This is a genomic window from Allocoleopsis franciscana PCC 7113 (assembly GCF_000317515.1).
Lineage (GTDB): Bacteria > Cyanobacteriota > Cyanobacteriia > Cyanobacteriales > Coleofasciculaceae > Allocoleopsis > Allocoleopsis franciscana.
The window spans coordinates 2,235,788-2,255,844 of record NC_019738.1; the positions used below are offsets into that span (position 1 = coordinate 2,235,788).

Annotated in this window: 23 protein-coding genes and 1 tRNA gene; 13 read left to right on the forward strand and 11 right to left on the reverse strand. The window is 47.0% G+C overall.

Annotated features, from left to right (window positions below; genetic code table 11):
- Window positions 1-109 precede the first annotated feature (109 nt).
- Window positions 110-475, reverse strand: coding sequence for a response regulator transcription factor (locus MIC7113_RS09265; RefSeq protein WP_015181911.1), 366 nt, complete (start codon window positions 473-475; stop codon window positions 110-112).
- Between the two features lie 155 nt (window positions 476-630).
- Window positions 631-1,971, reverse strand: a complete 1,341-nt coding sequence (locus MIC7113_RS09270) for a response regulator (protein ID WP_063822977.1) — start codon at window positions 1,969-1,971, stop codon at window positions 631-633.
- A gap of 210 nt (window positions 1,972-2,181) precedes the next feature.
- On the opposite strand from MIC7113_RS09270, the gene MIC7113_RS36115 reads away from it, so the two are divergent.
- Entirely contained in the window at window positions 2,182-2,325 is a 144-nt protein-coding gene (locus MIC7113_RS36115; RefSeq protein WP_015181913.1) for a hypothetical protein, read from the forward strand.
- 649 nt (window positions 2,326-2,974) lie between these two features.
- Entirely contained in the window at window positions 2,975-3,124 is a 150-nt protein-coding gene (locus MIC7113_RS36120) for a hypothetical protein (RefSeq protein WP_155897968.1), read from the forward strand.
- Window positions 3,125-3,177: 53 nt separating this feature from the next.
- Here MIC7113_RS36120 and MIC7113_RS09275 read toward each other — a convergent pair whose 3' ends face one another.
- The 5 genes from MIC7113_RS09275 to holA all read right to left on the reverse strand — a co-directional run bounded on the left by MIC7113_RS09275 (window position 3,178) and on the right by holA (window position 6,854).
- Entirely contained in the window at window positions 3,178-3,888 is a 711-nt protein-coding gene (locus tag MIC7113_RS09275) for an urease accessory protein UreF (protein ID WP_015181914.1), read from the reverse strand.
- A 132-nt stretch (window positions 3,889-4,020) separates the two neighbouring features.
- A complete protein-coding gene (gene ureE, locus MIC7113_RS09280) occupies window positions 4,021-4,476 on the reverse strand; it encodes an urease accessory protein UreE (protein ID WP_015181915.1) in 456 nt (151 codons plus the stop codon).
- Between the two features lie 28 nt (window positions 4,477-4,504).
- Window positions 4,505-5,032 carry a DUF4168 domain-containing protein gene (locus tag MIC7113_RS09285; protein ID WP_015181916.1) on the reverse strand — a complete coding sequence of 176 codons (528 nt, stop codon included), beginning with the start codon at window positions 5,030-5,032 and terminating at the stop codon, window positions 4,505-4,507.
- A 157-nt stretch (window positions 5,033-5,189) separates the two neighbouring features.
- Window positions 5,190-5,759 (reverse strand): DUF4168 domain-containing protein, encoded by a 570-nt coding sequence (locus MIC7113_RS09290; protein WP_015181917.1) that lies wholly within the window; start codon window positions 5,757-5,759, stop codon window positions 5,190-5,192.
- Between the two features lie 111 nt (window positions 5,760-5,870).
- The gene (gene holA, locus MIC7113_RS09295; protein ID WP_015181918.1) at window positions 5,871-6,854 is read right to left on the reverse strand and encodes a DNA polymerase III subunit delta; all 984 of its coding nucleotides are present in this window, start codon (window positions 6,852-6,854) and stop codon (window positions 5,871-5,873) included.
- Window positions 6,855-6,887: 33 nt separating this feature from the next.
- Between holA and MIC7113_RS09300 the strand changes: the two genes are divergently transcribed.
- The 3 genes from MIC7113_RS09300 (at window position 6,888) to MIC7113_RS09310 (ending at window position 10,060) form a co-directional block, all read left to right on the forward strand.
- The gene (locus tag MIC7113_RS09300) at window positions 6,888-7,676 is read left to right on the forward strand and encodes a hypothetical protein (protein WP_015181919.1); all 789 of its coding nucleotides are present in this window, start codon (window positions 6,888-6,890) and stop codon (window positions 7,674-7,676) included.
- A 443-nt stretch (window positions 7,677-8,119) separates the two neighbouring features.
- A complete protein-coding gene (locus MIC7113_RS09305) occupies window positions 8,120-8,740 on the forward strand; it encodes a cobalt-precorrin-8X methylmutase (RefSeq protein WP_015181920.1) in 621 nt (206 codons plus the stop codon).
- A 57-nt stretch (window positions 8,741-8,797) separates the two neighbouring features.
- Window positions 8,798-10,060 carry a bifunctional cobalt-precorrin-7 (C(5))-methyltransferase/cobalt-precorrin-6B (C(15))-methyltransferase gene (locus MIC7113_RS09310; protein WP_015181921.1) on the forward strand — a complete coding sequence of 421 codons (1,263 nt, stop codon included), beginning with the start codon at window positions 8,798-8,800 and terminating at the stop codon, window positions 10,058-10,060.
- Window positions 10,061-10,165: 105 nt separating this feature from the next.
- Here the strand turns inward: MIC7113_RS09310 and MIC7113_RS09315 are convergent.
- A tRNA-Leu gene (locus tag MIC7113_RS09315) sits at window positions 10,166-10,246 on the reverse strand.
- A 409-nt stretch (window positions 10,247-10,655) separates the two neighbouring features.
- Between MIC7113_RS09315 and accC the strand changes: the two genes are divergently transcribed.
- A complete protein-coding gene (accC, locus tag MIC7113_RS09320) occupies window positions 10,656-12,011 on the forward strand; it encodes an acetyl-CoA carboxylase biotin carboxylase subunit (RefSeq protein WP_015181922.1) in 1,356 nt (451 codons plus the stop codon).
- A gap of 137 nt (window positions 12,012-12,148) precedes the next feature.
- On the opposite strand, the gene MIC7113_RS09325 is transcribed toward accC, so the two are convergent.
- On the reverse strand, window positions 12,149-12,433 hold the full coding sequence (locus MIC7113_RS09325) for a YggT family protein (RefSeq protein WP_015181923.1): 285 nt from the start codon (window positions 12,431-12,433) through the stop codon (window positions 12,149-12,151).
- 334 nt (window positions 12,434-12,767) lie between these two features.
- Between MIC7113_RS09325 and psbX the strand changes: the two genes are divergently transcribed.
- From psbX to MIC7113_RS09345, 5 genes are all read left to right on the forward strand, one after another.
- Window positions 12,768-12,887, forward strand: coding sequence for a photosystem II reaction center X protein (gene psbX, locus MIC7113_RS34590; RefSeq protein WP_015181924.1), 120 nt, complete (start codon window positions 12,768-12,770; stop codon window positions 12,885-12,887).
- A gap of 366 nt (window positions 12,888-13,253) precedes the next feature.
- Window positions 13,254-14,078, forward strand: a complete 825-nt coding sequence (locus MIC7113_RS09330; RefSeq protein ID WP_015181925.1) for a Ycf66 family protein — start codon at window positions 13,254-13,256, stop codon at window positions 14,076-14,078.
- A gap of 9 nt (window positions 14,079-14,087) precedes the next feature.
- On the forward strand, window positions 14,088-14,645 hold the full coding sequence (locus MIC7113_RS09335) for a TolB family protein (RefSeq protein WP_015181926.1): 558 nt from the start codon (window positions 14,088-14,090) through the stop codon (window positions 14,643-14,645).
- Between the two features lie 114 nt (window positions 14,646-14,759).
- Complete coding sequence (locus MIC7113_RS09340) at window positions 14,760-15,284, forward strand: TolB family protein (protein ID WP_015181927.1); 525 nt, start codon at window positions 14,760-14,762, stop codon at window positions 15,282-15,284.
- A 26-nt stretch (window positions 15,285-15,310) separates the two neighbouring features.
- Complete coding sequence (locus tag MIC7113_RS09345; RefSeq protein ID WP_015181928.1) at window positions 15,311-16,765, forward strand: trypsin-like peptidase domain-containing protein; 1,455 nt, start codon at window positions 15,311-15,313, stop codon at window positions 16,763-16,765.
- A 305-nt stretch (window positions 16,766-17,070) separates the two neighbouring features.
- Here the strand turns inward: MIC7113_RS09345 and MIC7113_RS09355 are convergent, their stop codons facing one another.
- A complete protein-coding gene (locus MIC7113_RS09355; RefSeq protein WP_015181929.1) occupies window positions 17,071-17,262 on the reverse strand; it encodes a chlorophyll a/b-binding protein in 192 nt (63 codons plus the stop codon).
- The gene (locus tag MIC7113_RS09360) at window positions 17,259-18,275 is read right to left on the reverse strand and encodes a succinate dehydrogenase/fumarate reductase iron-sulfur subunit (RefSeq protein ID WP_015181930.1); all 1,017 of its coding nucleotides are present in this window, start codon (window positions 18,273-18,275) and stop codon (window positions 17,259-17,261) included. Before MIC7113_RS09360 ends, MIC7113_RS09355 begins: the two co-directional genes overlap by 4 nt.
- A gap of 404 nt (window positions 18,276-18,679) precedes the next feature.
- Here MIC7113_RS09360 and MIC7113_RS09365 point away from each other — a divergent pair, with 404 nt between their 5' ends.
- Both MIC7113_RS09365 and MIC7113_RS09370 read left to right on the forward strand, forming a co-directional pair.
- Window positions 18,680-19,093 (forward strand): AbrB family transcriptional regulator, encoded by a 414-nt coding sequence (locus MIC7113_RS09365; RefSeq protein WP_015181931.1) that lies wholly within the window; start codon window positions 18,680-18,682, stop codon window positions 19,091-19,093.
- 88 nt (window positions 19,094-19,181) lie between these two features.
- On the forward strand, window positions 19,182-20,048 hold the full coding sequence (locus tag MIC7113_RS09370; protein WP_015181932.1) for a CPBP family intramembrane glutamic endopeptidase: 867 nt from the start codon (window positions 19,182-19,184) through the stop codon (window positions 20,046-20,048).
- Window positions 20,049-20,057 lie beyond the last annotated feature (9 nt).

Genomic DNA, 20,057 nt, shown 5'->3' on the forward strand with positions numbered 1-20,057 from the left:
TTCATCAGTCAAACGTTAGGGGTTGAAGGTTGAACGCGAGAGCGTTCCCTGTAGGGGTAGGTTTGAACACATCAACCTGCTAACTTTCAACCCCTGTTTGGACTCATGTCTAAACTGTCGTTAATTGCTGGATTGTTTGCATCAGTTCTTGCTGATTTACGGGCTTGGGAATGTAGGCATCTGCTCCTAGCATTGAACCCCAAAGTTTGTCGGCTTTGCTTCCTTTGGTCGAGCAAATTACGACAGGAATTTTTTGGGTATTGGCATTCGCTTTGAGCTCTCGGCAGAGTTCAAACCCGCTTTGCCCTGGTAAGATGACATCGAGAATCACCAAATCCGGTTTCTGCAACTGGAGTTTGATGTGAGCCTCCTCACCACTTTTGACACTGACCACTGTTAAACCAGCCTGCCTGAGGTATTGGGTCAGCACCTCTGTTTCTGTTAAGCTATCTTCAACTAAAAGGACTGTAGTCATCTCAAAATCCTGCTAGAAAACTCTGTCATATTTGTAAAGTTGCGATGAGAGGAAAGCGGAATTGGTGGTAAGCCGCTTTTTGTTAGTCCAATCTTCCTGGATAGAAGCTCATTTTTTGGGGTGCCCACCTCTTGTAATCTGCGAATAGAAATACTTCACAAAGGTTGGGGAAAACTTTTGTCTATCAATTGAGATTGATGAGATTGAGTAGAAAGAGGGTCTTCGCTTTTATCTTTCATGGATGGGATAGGTGTTGATGATTGGATAGATTTTTGTAGATGCACCCGTAGCATATTCAGCATTTTTTCTGCATTGATGGGCTTGGCTAAAAAGCCTGAGGAACCCACCATTTTTGCCCTCACACGGTCTACGATTCCGTCATTGCTTGTGAGAATAATTACCGGTGTGTCTTTGAGAACCGAAATACGACGAATTTGGGAACAAATTTCATACCCGTTAGCAACGGGCATGACCAAATCTAAGAAGATCAGGTCAGGCTTTTTTTCGAGTAATATCGGCAAAGCTTGCACAGGGTCGTAAATATTAATGCAGCGATAGCCAGCCTCGGTGAGAATTTTATGCATGGCTAGGCTATCAATCCGGCTATCATCAATACAGGCAACTAAAGGGCCAGAGGCTTGATGTTTCGGGTTGACAGGTTGTTCCGGGTTGACGGCTGTTGTACTCTCTCGTGGCTTATCGGTGGTGGATGTAGTTCTCTTCAGGGAATAGCTGAAGTCCTCTACTTTTCTCAATCCAATCAACCCTTGACGAACGCAGGGCAAGATGGGTTGAATCAATGCCAACAAGTTCCGGTTCATCTTGACAGATAAATCTCGGAAGGTTTGATTGCCATCAGCCAGAGTGCTGAGGTTGCGGTAAACAATCAGAGAGGTCTGTTCTCGCAATTTTTCAGGCTTTAAAAGAACCGGAGCTAGATTTGGAGAAACATCTTCTAATCCAGCTCGCTGCCAAGCCTCCCATAATTTCAGAGCGTACCGCCAAGCCTGAACGGCGGGAATCATGACAATTTTTGAATCTTTAGGGTTCTCTCCCAGACATCTGCGATAAAGTAGTTCTCCTCCTGAAAGTCGTTCTCCTCCAGAACGATAGCGGAGTTGTTCTCCCCATTGAATGATGTCGAACAAGATCTCCATTATTTGGTCTTCCACGACCGCCTGTAGTTGTTCCGGTTGAAATTTGCCTTGTTTGACCCAGTCTGCTAAGACATCGTAGTCCGGCCAATGCCTCGGAGTTGACTCTTTACCCGCTACGACTCGTGGGCAGTGGCGAGATAACTGCCGATACCAACGGCGAATTGGATGCACCGTACTCGTGCCCCAAATTAAACTTCCTAGACAGAAATACAGCCTCCATTGCTGATCTTGGATATTTTCAAGTTTTAAATCCAACCAACCTGTAAATCGCTCTTGACTATAAGCCTGTATTTGCTCTGACAGTTCAGCGATGCTAACGACTTCATAGTTCGTTGTCATCAAGGGCTTCAGCGAACTGATAGATGATGGAATAAGCATTGTGACAAAGGCCTCGACTGTAAGAGTAAAGGGATTCATGACCAGAGAGCGGACTGAGTTGTTAGTCAATTGGGGGCTGATTCACTAACTCCACATCCTTTTTCCCCTAGCTCAAGCCCTGTAATACGCAATCACCAAAACTGGAATGTGATAGATGGAGTCCACAACCTCATGCAGAAAGTATGTCCGAGTCGGTTGGCTAGTCGTAATACAACTGGTTTTGCTGATGCGGCCTTGATGACTTCCCAAACCTTCGGACGGGGCAAGGTTATGCGTGGCGTACAGGCGGCGCTAACCCTTATTTTCGCTACGTAATAGCTGAAGCTCCATCTAGGCAAGGAAGAGGCAAACACAATAATAGGTTGCAGGTAATAATCTGGCATGATATAGTGGATTGCAGTTGGGTGTAATACACCTAGAAGGTGTACCTGCTAAATGGCTATCGCTTTGTGTAATTCAGTCTATTGAGAATGACGCGATGAGTCATCTCGACTTCGGTAGCACAATACCTAGACCCCATGGTCTGGAAAACCCTGTATTGCAGAAAACCTAAACTTTTAGGACTGCAAAATACCAGCATTGATGAGGAAAGCTCAAAAACCCTGAAGCCAGCTTTTCATCAACTGTGTTGCAATGGCGGTATTAAAAAGTAAGGTAGGTTGCCGCCGTGGTAGATTGATAGATTTGGTTAGCGCTGAGAGTTGATCAAGCGTGTTTTCACTAGACTTGACGGATAAAAAACACCCTTATTAACACCCTGGGTGAAAAAACCCTGTTCCAGCTTATTCTTCGTTTAGCTGGCAAATATATTTAGATAGGGTTTTGGAATCTATACTGCTTCCCCAGCATAGATCATATTCCATTGGAGAGATCTACGTAAAGAGGAATAACTCTTCTCGACCAAAATGTCGAATTAGCCGTTGCCGATTTAACGAGTCCGCTCAACTTACATCTATTTGAGAAATTGGCTAGAGCAACTTATGGGTCAGGAAGAATGGGTCTACTCGGATTGAGCTTTCGGTCTTCTCCTCAATCTCATCATATCAAGAATCGCCAGTCAAGTGGCGTTAGCCTAGAGCTAGCGATCGCCTACGGAGTCCTTGTATATCAGTAGATCTACTGAATTCATGGTTCACATTGGTTGAGTCACGCGACATAATTCTTTAGCTAACTCCGAAATAATCGCGTGTACTGGGTTTCGTGTGCCATACTCGCAAGTGCCAATCCCCAGCCACAACTACTTAATTGTTCATCCTGTAAGGCTAAAATCTCTTGAGTGCATCCAATTAAGCCTGTGTTCAGTTCAAGCAAGAGCTGTTGACCCGCTGTTTGCCCTAGGGGGATGAGTTTGACCCCAGCATTGATCAGATTAGAAGCCCAACTGTGTAAGTAACCTAATACAGAGGCTGTGAGGTCAATTTGCCAGTAGGCAGCAGCAAGGCCAAATGCGATCGCATAATTACAAGGTGTACCCGCCGCCGAAGCCAAATCTTGTAGAGAGAGGGTAGCATTGGTCGGAAGTGGAGGCGACAAATCTAGAAACAGCCGGATCACAGAGTTACCCATCTGCCAACTTTGCGCCCGCAACTCAGTCGTTTCCTTGGCAGCCGTCAGCCAAGCATTCCAGTAGCCCAACGCCTCAATATTCTCACTCAGAACGCTCTGATAAGCTCGGATCATCACCGCTGTTTCTAAGCGAATCGCTCCATACCGCAGTTCTTGCTCTAGCCATTGCCACAAGCTTCTCTGAGTATTGACCACACCCGCTTCAACCAAGGTTTCCAAACCATCCGAATAACTATAAGCACCCACCGGCAGCGCTGGGCTAGCCAGTTGCAACAAATTCAATAGAGAATTCGGAGATTGCTGATGATTCATGGCTCAGTGTTATAGACATCTCCAAAAAAGAACCTGAAACCCTTGTTTTACCTGCGCTGAAATCTAATTTCTAGAGAGGTCTAATAGATTGAATGATCCATTCGCTATTAGCCTCATCTCCAATCCCCAATCTTAATCTTCAAGTCCTGAAGCATGATGATGCCCATAAGCCCCCCTTTCCGGTTGAAAGGGTAGAACCTCCTCCTTAACTGCCACGCCTAACTGTTCCAGCATTGCCTGCAAAACAGGGTCAGGGGACAAGCGTAAATAGTGAGGAGTAACTTCTAGAGGCACATGGCGATTCCCTAAATGATAGGACGCTCTCAATAAATCTACTGGCGTCTGGGAGGTCACCGTGATTACAGGTTCTGGCTTAGCGACAATCCGCACAACAACATCACCCCCTTCAGATTTCAGTAAATCCCCGTTGTGGAGAACAGTGCCTCGTGGTAAGCGCAAATAGATCACTTGACCCTCAGGCACTTCAAAACGGTGGCGCGTCCGAGTCCGTTCCTCCGCCGTCAGCGCGAGGCTAAAGCTGACAGGGATGTCTACCTCAGCACTCAGGCGTTGTGTAAAAGTCAGCATAAGAAAGAAATTCAGAAGAACACTTGAATTAGTTGCCTTGGAGACGAACTAACTCAGTTTGAATGCGTTGTTGTAATTCCGGATTGGATTGGGCGCTTGACGTTATTTCATTAAACTTATCCATTGTCAAGCCCTCTGTTTCGTCAATAAATTTTTTGGCGCGTTCGCAGTAGTTGACAGCAATCCCTTGAATATTTTTCGACAGAGCAGCGAGGGACTCTGGTTTAGTGCAGGTAACATCAGGAATCGTCTCGTTATTCGTCATTTTCTGAATTTCTTCAGAGGCAGCCTGACGAATTTGCTCGATCGCGAGAATGGCTCTAGCATAATTTTCGATGTCCTCTGAACTCGCTGATGTCACCATGGGAGTAGGGGTGGGAGACTCAGACGCTGAATTAGAACCACATCCAGTCAAAATTGCTGTGATTCCAGCGAACCCCCCAATAGCCATCAACAAAAGTGAGGCTGGAGTTCTGGTGAGGATAGGGGATAGGACGATGGGGAAGAACCCCACAGATAAACCGAGGGACTTGAGAGAAGTTGCTTTCTGCTCCACTTTATTACCCTTCTGAATTTGGCTGAAATTAAATATGGTTGGCGCTTTTTGAGTGAAGGGGTTGTTCACACATTTAAAGATGGTACAGGACGCAGGTCAATCCTGAAAGCAACATTCTATCTGGCGATATAATCTCTAAGATTGGCTCATTAAGAAACTAAGAACGATTCAGCTGCTGATCTCTTTGCATGAGCACCCGTTTTTCTAAAGCCGGATCTTCTTGCCGCATCTTAGTAATAGCGTTGTAGCGGCTATTCGAGATACCCTCTTTCTCGATTAAACCTTCAGCTTGAGTACAGAAACGCTTCCAAATAGAAGCAACATTACTGGAAAGTCCTTGCAATGAACAAGAGCGAATTTCAGGAACTGTTCCATTGTTAGCTCTTTTAATCTCCTCGTAAGTAGCTAGGCGCAGAGCTTCAATTCTTAAAGAAGCACGAACGTATCTTGTCAATTCATCATCATTAACAGCTTGAGCTTGGGCTGACGAACTAAAGACGACGGTATGGAAGTCTCTAGACAGCCCAGGTGTGAGTCCCGAAAGTAAGCTAATAGTTGTGAGAGTTCCTATCAGTAGGGACTGGGAGAAAATTCGAGTGAAGGAAGATCGAGAACAAGAAGAATTCATCATGACGATCGCGTGCGACCAAAGATACAAGGAACGAATACCACTGGGGGCTAGTTTTTTTTGAATTATTTTACGGGGCAGAAGTTCCTCAGAATGCATGAATTTTAAGGAAATGGAGCCGGGAGTGGTGGTAATGGGGAAATCATGGGTCTGTAAAATGCAAATAAAATATGAATCTTACCAAAAAATTTCATATCCAATCCCTTTTTACTAATTTTGACAAACTTGGCAAAGTTGTATGACCTTCGTTTGGAGGGTTGCTAGGGGTTCGCCACCTCTTTTCAGCTCAAACTCTAACTCTAGTAGCACCCGCAAGGTTGAAGTCAGTTGAGCGAGGGAAAGGGGCTGAACTTCTTTGGTGAGAAAATAAATGCGTTTAGGGTTCCCCACCTCCGCCGCCGTCGCGATCGCTTTTTGGTCGCGTTCCCCCTCACTGATCATCAACCTTACCCATAGCCAAGTCCGAAACTGCCCGATTAAGGTAGCAACAATCTTCAAAGCGGGTTCATTTTTATTGATCAAGTCAGCTACCAATCCTAAGGCTTTTGCCCCATCTCCGTGAAGCAAGGCTGTGGCGAGTTGCAAACTGTTTTGCGTATTGGCTGTCACTAAGCTTGCAACAGTTTTTGCCTCTAAGGGTTGGGCTGAATCGCCGACATAAAGTTGCAATTTTGCCAATTCGTTGAATAGCTGTCGAGTATCGTTACCCACTGACTCTGCCAAAAGTGTTGCAGCATCAGGGGTTAATCGAACGCCAATGTCTTTAGCACAGGATTGTACCCGTTGCACCAGTTCTTCGGTTTTCCAAGGGGGGATGAGAGAAAACTCCTGGATTACGCTATACTTTTGCAGCAGTTTAGTTGATTTAAGACGCCCATCCGGTCGATTGTGCGTTGTCAGTAACAAAATAGACTCTTCTGGAATCAAAGGTAGAGTACGCTCTAGTTCTGCCAGCAAATTTTCTGAACATTGCTGGCATACTGTTGTATTTACTAACCAGACTAGACGCTTACCCATACCAAAAGGCGGAGTCATCGCTTGATTTAGCCCTTGGATCACAGCATCTGGTTGGTCGGGGGGAATTTTGTCATAGTTAAAATTAGCCCAGTTGGGGTCGAGGAATGACTCACGCAGTTGGTTTACAGCTTGTGTCAGGGTAAAGTCATCTTCTCCCCAGTAGAGGTAAATTGGCATAGTAAACACCCAAGGTTAGCGAGGGGATCAAGATTGGACGAGACGTTTCAGACCTATTTAAATCGGGTGGCACGGTTGACGCTGCCAGCAACGTATAAATCCCAGTTGCAACATATTCAAGAGTCACCCAAGTTTAAGCCTCTCCCAGACGGCAGCAGACAGCCGGTACCTTTTCCAGGGTACTCAGTAGTAACTCCTCCCTGGGAAGAAGAGTCGGAGAATTCTGCATTCTACACTCCCTTACAAGTGCTGCAAAAAAAGCTGTTGCAGGAACTAGACCCTGGTTTAATCGTACTGGTACCTCCAGAGAGCTTTCATTTAACTCTGGCGGATTTAATTTGGGATAGTGCCTTCCGCGATCGCGAGAGTCAAAATCCCAAGTTTGAGGAGCAACTACAGGTTCGCATTGAGGAAAGTTTTCAGCAGTATCAGAAGTTACTCAGTAGCGGTAATCCGATTTGTTGGCAGCTTTTAGGAATCATGGTTCGTCCTCGTGCGATCGCCGTATGTTTGGCACCCCAGGACGAAGATTCTTACAAACGCATGTTAGATTTTCGCCGTTCTATCTACCAAAGTTCAGGTCTCATTGCCTTAGGCATTGAGCAACAATATCACTTTACCGCTCACATTACCCTGGGATATTTTGGTGAAATCTCACCAGAATTAGATCGTGATCGCCTTGCTGATACGCTATCGAAATTAAGTCAGGAAGCCCTAGAAGAGGAATCAGCGCCCCTGTGTGTTCGGCGGGTGGAATTGCGGAAATTTGACGATATGGTGCGCTACTATCGTAAACCTGACTGGCCGATTTTAGAGTTCTAAAGTTGCCAACCGTCAGATATTAGGGATTTATTCACAATCGATGAGATGTATCTTTCAAAGTTGCAATTTTTCAATGACTTATTGTTTCATCCGAGTGCAAAATTCACTATTCCATTCAGCATGATGCGCTGATCGACGACTGTGTTCCCACCACGACGCATATAGCTCAAGGAGCAGTTTTTTATGAAACTATAGCTCTTAAGCCGCTTTATTACCGTTGGGTTGGAGGCAGGAACCAAGACAAACAGAGGGCTGTTGAATGACAGTTACCCCACCTTAACTAAAAGCGCTTGGGCTGCGATGTACTTGCAGCCCAAAAATTAAGTCTTTTCAGCTAGGCAAAAAGCAACAATTTCGTGACCAAAAAGACGGCATATTATTACTCAATGTATGATTATGGCGACTATAAATTACTATCGACAACACCATAAAGGTGGTTATTTATGAGTTTGCCCATCCATCCAATCATGGAGCAGAGTTTTGCCGTCATTGACCGAGAAATGGGCAAACATAACTTTAATTCTGCTGAGTATGCCATTGTCAGGCGAATTATTCACAGTACGGCTGATTTTGAATTTGCCCAATTGATTCGGTTTAGTGAAGGTGCGATCGCCTCTGCCATCAAGGCTATCCCACAGCAAATACCCATTATCACCGATGTCGGCATGGTGAAACAGGGAGTCGTGGGAATGATAGCGAAAACCTTTGGCAACCCTCTGATTGCTGCCGTGGAACAGGTATCAGAAGCCTTACCGGGAAAAACTCGCACCGAAACCGGATTAATCCAATGCTTTGAGCAATATCCGGGCGCGATTTATGTGATTGGCAATGCCCCCACTGCCCTGCTGGCTTTGTGTGCCCAGCTTCCCAGTTCACCCATTCAACCCGCTTTAGTCATTGGTGTACCCGTTGGCTTTATCTCGGTGATCGAATCCAAGAAAGCTTTAGCACAAACATCGGTGCCTCAAATTCGGGTTGAGGGACGTAAAGGCGGTTCACCCGTTGCAGCCGCCATCCTTAATGCTTTAATGGTTTTGGCTTGGGAACAGAAAGATGTGATGTGATGTGATGTGCGACAAATCGCGACTGGATAGGAATCCAAAATCTACCCCCTCTAAACCATGACAGAAGTGCACGTTGTTGGTATTGGTTTGGATGGCGCGGCGGGATTGACGGATACCGTGCGGCAAATTGTGGAACGGGCAACTTTATTAGTGGGGAGCGATCGCCTTTTAAGCTATTTCCCCAGCCACCCCGCTTCACGCCTGGTACTGGGAGATTTTATCCAGACGATTCGAGAGATTCGCGCCCAACTAACGGTAGCTGACATGAGTGCCTGTATTGTCATACTCGCGACGGGCGATCCACTTTTTTTTGGCTTGGGACGATTGTTATTAGAAGAACTGCCACGAGAGCAACTCACCTTTCATCCCCATACCAGTTCAGTTCAGCTTGCCTTCAACCGGATTAAAATTCCTTGGCAGGATGCCCGTGTGATTAGTATTCACGGACGTTCCATGGAGCCGTTGACGGTGGCACTACAACAGGGGGTTGACAAAATTGCCGTCTTAACAGATAAGACAAATACTCCGGGTGCGATCGCGCGTTTGTTAGTAGCTCTCGATTTATCCAATCGCTACGAGTTCTGGGTGTGCGAAAACCTGGGAGGTAGTGATGAGCGGGTTCAGTGCCTATCGGTGGATGAGTTATCACACAAGACGTTTGCACCGCTCAATGTGGTTGTATTACTGCGTAAGTCAGAGCCAGAGGAGCAAGTGATCGATGTGAACTCTCTCCCGCTGATGGGATTACCGGACGAGATATTCTTAAGTTTTAGCGATCGCCCCGGTTTGATCACGAAGCGTGAAGTTCGGCTGCTGATTTTGGGAGAAATGGCACTGCAACCCAGGTTAACCATCTGGGATATTGGCGCGGGTACGGGTTCGGTTTCGATTGAGATGGCTCGTTTGTCGGGGACTTCTCAGATCTATGCGATTGAGAAAACAGCGATCGGAACTACTTTAATTGAACAGAACTGCCAACGCCTCCAAGTGAAAAACGTTACCTCAATTCACGGCAATGCGCCGGATATTTTGCAGCATCTGCCAGCACCCCAGCGCGTTTTTATTGGCGGCAGTGGCGGCAACTTAACTGCCATTCTCGATACCTGTAACGTCCGGTTGGTTCCCGGTGGTATGGTGGTACTCGCTTTAGCCACCTTGGAACATCTCAACGCCGCTCTCGACTGGTTCAACTACCGCCACTGGCAGTATCGATTATTACAGGTTCAGATATCGCGATCGGTACCGGTGGGAGAGTTGACTCGTTTTAATCCGCTTAATCCGGTAACCATTCTGACAGCCATTCGTCCAGTTGAAGAGTGAGATTTCAGTACGATACTTGAGACATTGGGAAAATATTCCCATGGCAAACCATGAAAAATATTGCCGAAAAGTACGACACTTATTCAAACTGACTTGAATTAGCTATGCGGATGGCGAGACTCGAACTCGCAAGGCAAAGCCACACGCCCCTCAAACGTGCGCGTATACCAATTCCGCCACATCCGCGTATTGCTGATTATAGCAAAAAGAAAGAATTTTTACTGAAAATATTTTTTTCCTCGATTACCGCACATCTCAAGGAGTTAGAGAACATCGATGGAGGCGTTCTGCTTACCTCATGAGTGGGGATGGTTTAAGGGTTCGTGAGGAGAGGTGAACATCCCGACTGTCCAGGCTTATGGCTAGACGACCCGACTCACGGCTACGGCTAACCAACCCTAGTGCATGACGGCAAAAGTTTCTGACCACCTCTGTGCAAGCAGGGGAGCGGGGGAGCGGGGGAGCGGGGGAGATTTTAGCTGGTCAGTTATTTCTGCCAGTCTGGTCTAGCCACAACACAACTTTTCACAAAAAGTACAAATAGGGTGCGCGATCGCCTCTATCCTATCTGATACGGGTATAGCAGCGCTGTTCTATGCATTTTTCAAAAATTTTGATTGCCAATCGTGGGGAAATTGCCCTGCGGATTCTCCGAACCTGTGAAGAAATGGGGATTGCCACTGTTGCCGTCCACTCCACCATTGACCGACACGCCCTTCATGTCCAACTCGCCGATGAAGCCGTTTGCATTGGTGATTCCCCCAGTAACAAAAGTTATCTCAATATTCCCAACATTATTGCCGCCGCCCTAACACGTAACGCCACGGCGATTCATCCGGGCTATGGATTTTTGGCAGAAAATGCTCGTTTTGCCGAAATTTGTGCCGATCATCAAATTTCCTTCATTGGCCCCACCCCAGACGCCATAAGAGCGATGGGTGATAAATCCACCGCCAAAGAAACGATGATTCGGGCGGGTGTTCCCACCGTGCCAGGGAGTGAGGGACTCTTAATGAGCGATCGCGAAGCCCATGCGATCGCCCAGAGAATTGGCCTTCCCGTGATGATCAAAGCCACAGCGGGAGGAGGCGGACGGGGGATGCGTCTTGTCAGGGAAGAGTGTGACTTAACCAAACTCTTTCTTGCCGCCCAAGGAGAAGCCGAAGCCGCCTTTGGCAATCCCGGCGTCTATCTGGAAAAATTTGTTGAACGTCCCCGCCACATCGAATTTCAAATCTTGGCGGATAGCTACGGTAACGTAATCCATCTCGGTGAGCGCGACTGCTCCATTCAACGGCGACATCAAAAACTCTTAGAAGAAGCGCCCAGTCCAGCCCTCACCCCAGAACTACGGGAAAAGATGGGGATGGCAGCCGTCATGGCGGCAAAGTCGATCAACTATGTGGGTGCAGGTACCGTCGAATTTCTCTTAGATGCCTCCGGTGCCTTCTACTTCATGGAAATGAACACCCGCATCCAAGTTGAGCATCCCGTTACCGAGATGATCACCGGTTTAGACCTCATTGCCGAACAAATTCGCATCGCCCAAGGCGAGAGATTACAACTCACCCAAGACCAAGTTGTCCTCAAAGGTCATGCCATTGAATGTCGGATTAATGCCGAAGACCCCGATCATAACTTTCGTCCCCAACCCGGACGCATTAGCGGTTACCTGCCCCCAGGAGGCCCTGGTGTTCGCATGGATTCCCACGTTTACACCGATTACGAAATTCCGCCCTACTACGATTCGTTAATTGGCAAGTTAATTGTTTGGGGACCCAACCGTGAGGCAGCCATTAGGCGGATGAAACGAGCACTGCGGGAGTGTGCGGTTACGGGAGTGCCAACCACGATTGGCTTCCATCAAAAAATCTTAGAAACACCCGCATTTCTCAAAGGCGAAGTTTATACCAATTTTGTTGAGCAAATGATGAACGCTGGCAAGGGTTAGGGGTTAGGGGTAGTAACGGGAAAAGTATGAAGCAGAAAGTAGTGCTAAGCTAACGCGCATTTTAATTGCATCTTCTGAAAACAGGATAAAAGCGCTCCAGTTCTCTCCCCAGCTCCCCGGCTCCCCAGGTCCCCGGCTTAATGCATCATCATCAGTAGTCCTTGCTGACCCAGCAGAATTTCCCTCAGTAAACTGAAAATTCCTACCCAAATAATGGGCGTAATGTCAACCCCCCCAATGGGAGGTACCAACTTACGCATGGGTACCAACAAAGGCTCCGTGGGCCAAGCGACTAAATTAAACGGAAACCGATTGAGGTCGAGCTGAGGATACCAGGTAAGAATAATCCGGAAGATAAACAAAAAGATCATCAGTCCCAGCAAGAGACCCAGTATCCAAGGAGCCAGCGTAGAAACAGTCATGAGTTGTTCAATCCCAAGGTCAAGTCTTCACCCAAACGCAGGCTTACAAACGTTTTGAAGCCATTTATTTTAATTTTACTCGGTATAACTACATGAATGTTAACGAGGTTTTAAGCGATATAGAGATGGATAGGGCTAGTTCAGCCGAGCCGATTCGGACAGGATTGAGCGACCTAAACACAGGTCTTATATAAGCCTTTTTCAGCTACCCAGGCACAATTACTTCCTAGATACAGGCGAACATCCTTGTCATACTTGTGCCGCATTTGACTTCTCAAGCGGCAAACAGACTATTAGAATTAATATGAAGAATATCAAAAAGGGTTGAAATTCTATGACGCCTTCGTTAGCAAACTTTTTGTGGAGTCTCGTTTGGGGTGCTGTGATTGTTGTGATTCCTGTAACCGTTGGCCTAATCTTTATCAGCCAGAGGGATAAAATCCAGCGTTCTTAAGCAGGAGCCGTTTGTTCTCAAAAATTTGACTGAAGGGCAGGGCAGCAAAAGACTTCGCTGCCCTATTTTGCTATACTCTATTCTTGTATTCTTGTCTGTGCCCTAAGGATTTAGCGCCCATTGTGGCAAAAAGTGAGGAAAGCTTGAGCAAATATCACATTCGCCCACAACAGAGCCAGCTAAACCAAAAAGTCTAGTTAAACTAGGAGCTTAGGTTTTATTTAGGTCTTATTGAAAAGAACAAGACTTCTAATCATAAAATGCGTTAACCCTACAATTCATCCCCTGTGTGGAAGTACATGGGAGAGATTGCTAGCTTGGTGTAAGGATAACTCGCTACCATAGGACTGACTTAGGAGAGCAGCAATGGTAAATTTTGGGCTGAATTCAGCCAGCATTTTGGGGATTTTTCTGGCCGTTGCAGGAGCAGCGCTCTACTTTATGCGTTCGGTACGTCCAGAGCTATCACGAGACCAGGATATATTTTTTGCGGCAGTGGGACTCTTGTGCGGCTTTATCCTCTTATTCCAGGGATGGCGACTCGATCCAATTCTGCAATTTGGTCAGTTTCTCCTGACCGGTACCACTATCTTTTTCGCCTATGAAGCAATTCGTTTACGGGGCGTTGCAACAAAGGTGGTGAAGGAGAGAACGCCCATTGTGGATGATGAGCGACCGGTGAGTAAAGCCTATCGATATGAGCCGGAGACGGACTACTACGATCAAATCGAACCAGAGGAAGAGCGGTATGTGAAGCGTCGTCTGAGAGGAACAGAAACGGAAGATTCTTATGGGGGTCGAACCGAAGACGCTCGTCGTGTAAAAACTCGGACGGACTCGGAAAAAATGGGGCCAACGGATCGTTCGCGCTCACGTCGTCCTCGTCCTACAGGTCGTCCTACAGAACCCCCCGTCGAGAGATGGGATGCCGAATTAGATTCGAGAGAAAGTAGTGACTGGGAAGACTCGTCGTCTCGCTCACGTCGCCCTCGCTCCACGAACCGCCCAGAAAGCCGTGACTCGGAAACGGGTGCTAAACCGAGGAGGCGTCGTCCTCCCCAAGACCGGGGCTCGACTTCACCCTCTAGAGACGTAGAACCCTCCCCGAAAGGCGAATATGTGGATTATCAACCCATCGATTCTTCCTCAGAAGAAAGCGGTAATTCGGATTCAGGGCGTTTCGACTATTAAGCAGAGTAGATGAGAAGCTTAGCGACTGGACTCACCCTCCGCCAGTGGCTGAGTTGGGGTATGGGGTTCAGCGTTGTGGGGATCGTCACCGCCTGTAGCCCAACCAACAGCTACCAGGAACCTGCTGTTCTCAACAGCCGTTATACAAATGAACAACCCGCGTTGAGCGGGAATGGTCAATTTGTGGCTTTTGTTTCTAACCGGGATGGCGATCGCAAAATTGTGATGTACGACTTGCAAAAACGTTTGTTCGTGGATTTGTCGCGTGTAAATCGACCGGATGCGATCGCAGAAAATCCTAGTCTGAGCCGTACTGGTCGCTATATGGCCTACATTGCCAGCGACCAAGGCCGCCCAGAAATTGACCTGTATGACCGAGCAACCAAACGCATAGAAACTCTCACCATTGGCTATCGCGGCTGGGTGCGAAATCCAAGTATTAGTCCTGATGGTCGCTACGTCGTCTTTGAAACCAGCCGTCGGGGTCAGTGGGATGTTGAAGTCTTGGATCGGGGGCCAAATATTGAATTAGATATCGCCGAGGGTAGCCGCTCTTTCCGACGATAAAGGCTCAAACAGGAAGGATGTACGATTGGTGCTATCAGCCAAAGTGTCAGATGTAGCCTTCATAAAACCCAGAAGGTGTTCAGTCTTTTCATACTTCACACTTCATACGTTTTGGTGAATCGTTATTTTTGGCTATCAGTAACCGCTTTGACGAGCTTGTTAACCAGTTGCACCAGTGCCACTCGTCTTTTAGATTTTCCGTTCGATCCCGGAGGGCGTAGTTTAAATAGTTTGGCATCGGAATTAAATCCCCAAGTGTCAGGGCGATACATTGTTTTTGTCTCGGATCGGCGCGGCAGTCCGGATGTTTATCTCTATGATGCGAATACCCAAAGTTTGATTGAACTACCGGGACTCAATGCTCTGGATGCGATCGCCTCTCACCCTAGTGTGACTGAAGACGGTAATACCCTTGTGTTTGCTGCCATTCGTCAGGGACGTTCCGGAATCTACGTCTATAACCGAGGCACACTTCAGTTACGGAATCTTACAGAAAATCTTCGAGCCGAAGTGCGTAATCCAACGATTAGTGCTGATGGCAGTACTATTGCTTTTGAATCAAGCCAGAATGGTAGATGGGAAATTATGGTGTATGACCGTTCTGGGAAGCCCCTGAATTTGCCAACACCCACTCTCTAGGTTGAGTCATCATCGTTCTTCCACCCATGAGTACCAGACACCTGCGTATCGCCACACCAGGAATGATTGCTGCCGCAGTGGCTATCGGTGCTACGACCCTAACTGTAATCGCTCCTGTTGACTTGCTCAGTCTATCCTTACAGTCAAACCGTGCTTTTGCCCAAGATGTTGACGAGCAAATCAATATTCGAGTGTATCAACGGGCAAGCCCAGCCGTCGTTTCCATCGATACCAATGACGGTGCAGGAAGTGGCAGTATTATTAGCCCAGATGGGTTAGTTTTAACCAATGCCCATGTTGTGGACAATGCACGTACCGTCGAGGTGACATTGACCGACGGTCGCAAGTTTTTAGCTGATGTTGTTGGTTTTGGCGCGAATGGTCTTGACCTCGCTGTTGTAAAAATTCGAGGAGCGAACAATTTACCAAGCATTACCTTGGCTCGTAGCGCCGTACAAGTGGGTCAGAGGGCATTTGCGATTGGTAATCCCTTTGGTCGATTTCAAGGAACCTTTACGACGGGGATTGTTAGTCGTATCGATCAAGAACGCGGCTTGATTCAAACTGATGCCGCCATTAATCCCGGTAATTCAGGCGGACCACTTTTGAATAGTCAGGGTGAATTGATTGGTGTGAATACGGCAATTTTTACCGATAGTCGTAGGGGTGGCAATATTGGGATTGGTTTTGCGATCGCTCTTGAGCGAGTACAACCGTTCCTCTCGGCGGTGCGCTCCGGAAGTGCTCCCCGGACAACTCAACGCCAAGGGCCAGACCCTGGTAGGAATGCTCCTCAATCCCTAGCTCTTAATGGTTCTGTCATTACAGGCACTCTAGGACGAGGTAGCAGTGTGTTGCCAGTGGATAATAGCTTCTTTGACCTTTATACCTTTGAAGGGAGAGCCGGTCAACGGGTTCAATTTGACATGGCAAGTCAGGAAATCGACCCTTATTTAATTTTGATTGATCCCAATGGGAATGAGGTAGCTCAAGACGATGATAGTGGGGGCGGGTCGAATGCTCGAATCCTCGCCACTTTACCCGTTGATGGGAGCTACCTATTGATGGCAAACTCTTTTGAGGCAGGACAAGCGGGAGCTTATCAATTACGCGCTCAGGCGGCGACGGTCGGGAGTCCTAATGCTGCCAGTCAGGAACGTTTCCGTTTCGTCTTACGGCAACAAGGTATTCTTGGCCCTGGTTCTTTTGTATTACCTTCAGATGGCAGTTTGTTCAAAGTCCATATCTTTGAAGGCCGTGCGGGTCAGTCAGTCACGATTAACTTAGCGAGTCCAGATTTTAAAACGTATTTGGCACTGCTTGATCCCAGGGGTCAGTCCATTGGCGAAAATGATCAGGTTAGCCAGAATGACAACAATTCCAGCTTGACGGTTACTTTGCCCCAAACGGGTATCTATCGGGTGATTGTTAATGCGTATGACAGGAGAGGGAGAGGTCGGTACCTTTTGACAATACGCTAGTGCAGCATGGCAGAAATAACTGACCAGCTAAAATCTCCCCTGCTCCCCTGCTCCCCTGCTCCCCTGCTCCCCTGCTCCCCTGCTCCCCTGCTCCCCTGCTCCCCTGCTTGTACAGAGGTGGTCAGAAACTTTTGCCGGGATGCACTGGGTGGGAAGGTTGAAGAAGTGAAAGAGGGGCAACCACGGCGGGATTGCCCCGACAGGGGGGAGTTAGTGCGTAAGCCGTAAACTTGTTAAACAGCTTTAACGAAACGATTGCGATGCTCTTGAGGGTTACCTTCAACCCTGCAAATAGTCTTTAATCCTCAATCAAGCAGACCTAACCAAGTCAGTAGACCTTGACGGGTGAGCAATTCCAGTATCAATAAACCAACAAAGCCAATCATGGCAAAGCGACCATTAATTTGCTCAGCGTAGGGAGTCCAACCAAAAGCGGGTTCTGGTTGGTTAAATGACTCTTTGGGGGATTCGGGAGCAGAAGTTGTTTCAGAAGTCATGATTTTGATGCCGCGTCCTCCTTAGATGTTTCAGACTCGAAGTTTTGCACGGATTCAATGAGCGATCGCACTTGTTCTGTTCCCTCGGAGCGATCGAACCCTAAGGGGAATTTCCCGCGTGCGATCATTCGTACTCCCAAGGGTCCTAAACTCAGTAAACCCTTAATATCCCGGAACGAATTGCCAACGACTTGAATGCCAAACATCCGCTCATCGACCCAGCCTCCTCGTTTGACTAAATTAATTAATGTCTTACGGTGACGAATTTGGCGGCTAGCTTGGTCGTCCTTACGTTCTAGGATTTCCTGTTTAATTTTACCGATTTGATCCATCGGAGCCACCTCCATTGGGCAAACCGCATTACACATTAAACAGCGGGTGCAACCCCACACCCCTTTCGTTCCTTCGTTATATTTTTCCAAGCGACTTTCTTTTTGAGCGTCGCGAGAATCTGCTACCATACGTTGGGCTTTCGCTAAGGCATGAGGCCCAACAAAGTCTGAGTTAACTTCGCGGGCATTGCATTCCGAATAACAGGCACCACATAGGATACAGTTACCGATCTGATCTAAGCGCGATCGCTCTTCAGGGGTCTGCAAAAACTCTCGTTCAGGAATCGCTCTTGCCCCCGTGCTGACGTAGGGATCGACAGCTTCCAGGTTATCCCAAAAGCTACGCATATCTACGATTAAATCCTTAACTACCGGCATATTCCCCATGGGGGCAATGGTAATTTCCGGTATCTTAGATGAGCCGTTTGTTGGTAACCTCTTTAGTTCAGCGCCTACATTTTCTTTACAAGCCAAAGCCGAGCGACCATTGATTCGCATACTGCAACTGCCGCAAATTGTGTTGCGACAATTCTTGCGAAAAGCAAGGCTCCCATCTTGCTCCCACTTAATACGATTCAGACAATCCAGAATCGTGTTTCCTTCCTCCACATCCAAGGTATAAGTCTGGAATTCTGGAGAGGAGTTTTGAGTCTGTCGAAGTATTTTAAAACAAACTTGCATATTGACAAGCTCTAGATGCTCGAAAAAGCTACAGAACAACTCGGCTGTTCACGAGTCACGACAACACGACTCGCAATTATCCGATCTGTCCATCCTTATAATAGCTGGAGATTTTTCGAGTGCTGTCTACAGTTTATGGCATAAGTGGCAACCTCTCATACTAAAATGCTTCTATTTTGATCGAACAACCCAGAAAATTGCCCTAGGGAGAATTTTACTCATAGAAGCGTTAATGAGTTGTAGAAAAATCTGCAATTGCTAAAATGCATGAAGATTAGAAGAAATGATCGAAAAACACTTGTCAATAGAGAGAGATTTAACGATATATTTTTTATAGAGCTTTCATAGCTTGACTGGGAAATGACCAATACCATCCTGAAATTTGAAGGATATCTAGCAAAAGTATGACAGAAACCCAAACTGCTCCACTTACAGGGAAAGCCTTGCTTCAAAAAGTAAAAGAGCTTTCCCACTTGCCCCGACGAGAAACAGCAAAACGCTGTGGCTATTACACCGTAACTAAAAACGACCAAACCCGCGTCAATTTAACAGATTTTTATGATGCGGTGCTTGCGGCTAAGGGTGTTCCTCTTGATCCAGAGGGAACAAAAGATGGTCGTGGTCGGGAGCCGACTTATCGGGTGAGCGTCCATAAAAACGGTCAAATTGTGATTGGTGCCACCTACACTCAGGCAATGGGATTAAAGCCCGGTGATGAGTTTGAAATTAAACTGGGCTACAAGCATATCCATCTAAAACAGGTGGATGGTGATATGAGCCGGGTTGAAGATCAAGAACTGGAAACCGCTGATGTGTAATGGGTAACCCTTAAGGATGGGTTGTGGATTTATCCATCCTTGTGTACGCTTTCGATCTGTAGCTCCTCACAATCTGCCGATCTCGCCAATGGCTATATTTGAGCAGGCAGCTAATCACGGGTTGATGTCTCTGGTAACATCATCAGCTCTGGTAAAAGTAGCGGCTTTTTTCATCGCTTGGGTCGCTTTGTGGCTGCCTTTGGCAATTCCTATCGCTACACTCCTGAAATGGCATCCTCTTAAGCCCTTGGCAGCAGAGCAAAAGCTGCCATTACTCGCTGCACTTTACCTAATTGCCCCCCCCCTTTTATGGGGGGCCTGTTGGGTAGAGGGGGTGTCTTTTTCTAATTATGGCTTGGACTGGAAATTAGCTGTTTTAAGTTCACTAGGGCAAGGATTAGGCTTCGCGATTCTAAGCTTAATCATTGTTTTTATGGGGCAGTGGTTACTCGGTTGGATCGAGTGGCATCACCAAAACTGGCAGCGCTTAAGAAAAGTTTTACTACCCATACTGTTTTTGGGATTGTGGATTGGGGTTACAGAAGAGTTAGTCTTTCGGGGCTTGTTACTCAATGAACTACAACAGGATTACTCAGTCTGGGTAGCCGCTGCAATTTCTAGTGTAATTTTTGCCTTATTACACCTAATTTGGGAACAGCAAAATACCTTGCCTCAACTGCCCGGACTGTGGTTTATGGGAATGGTATTAGTGCTAGCTCGTTGGGTCGATGGCGGTAGTTTAGGTTTAGCATGGGGGCTTCATGCTGGGTGGATTTGGGGCTTAACATGCTTGGATACGGCTGAATTAATTTCTTACACAGGCAAAGGCCCAATCTGGATGACAGGTTTGGGAGAAAATCCCTTAGCTGGGGTCGCTGGTTTTCTATGTTTACTAGGAGTCGGTGCCTTACTATTATTTCTCTTGCCTGACGCCTCATGGGATTTTAGATTTTGAATGAAAAAT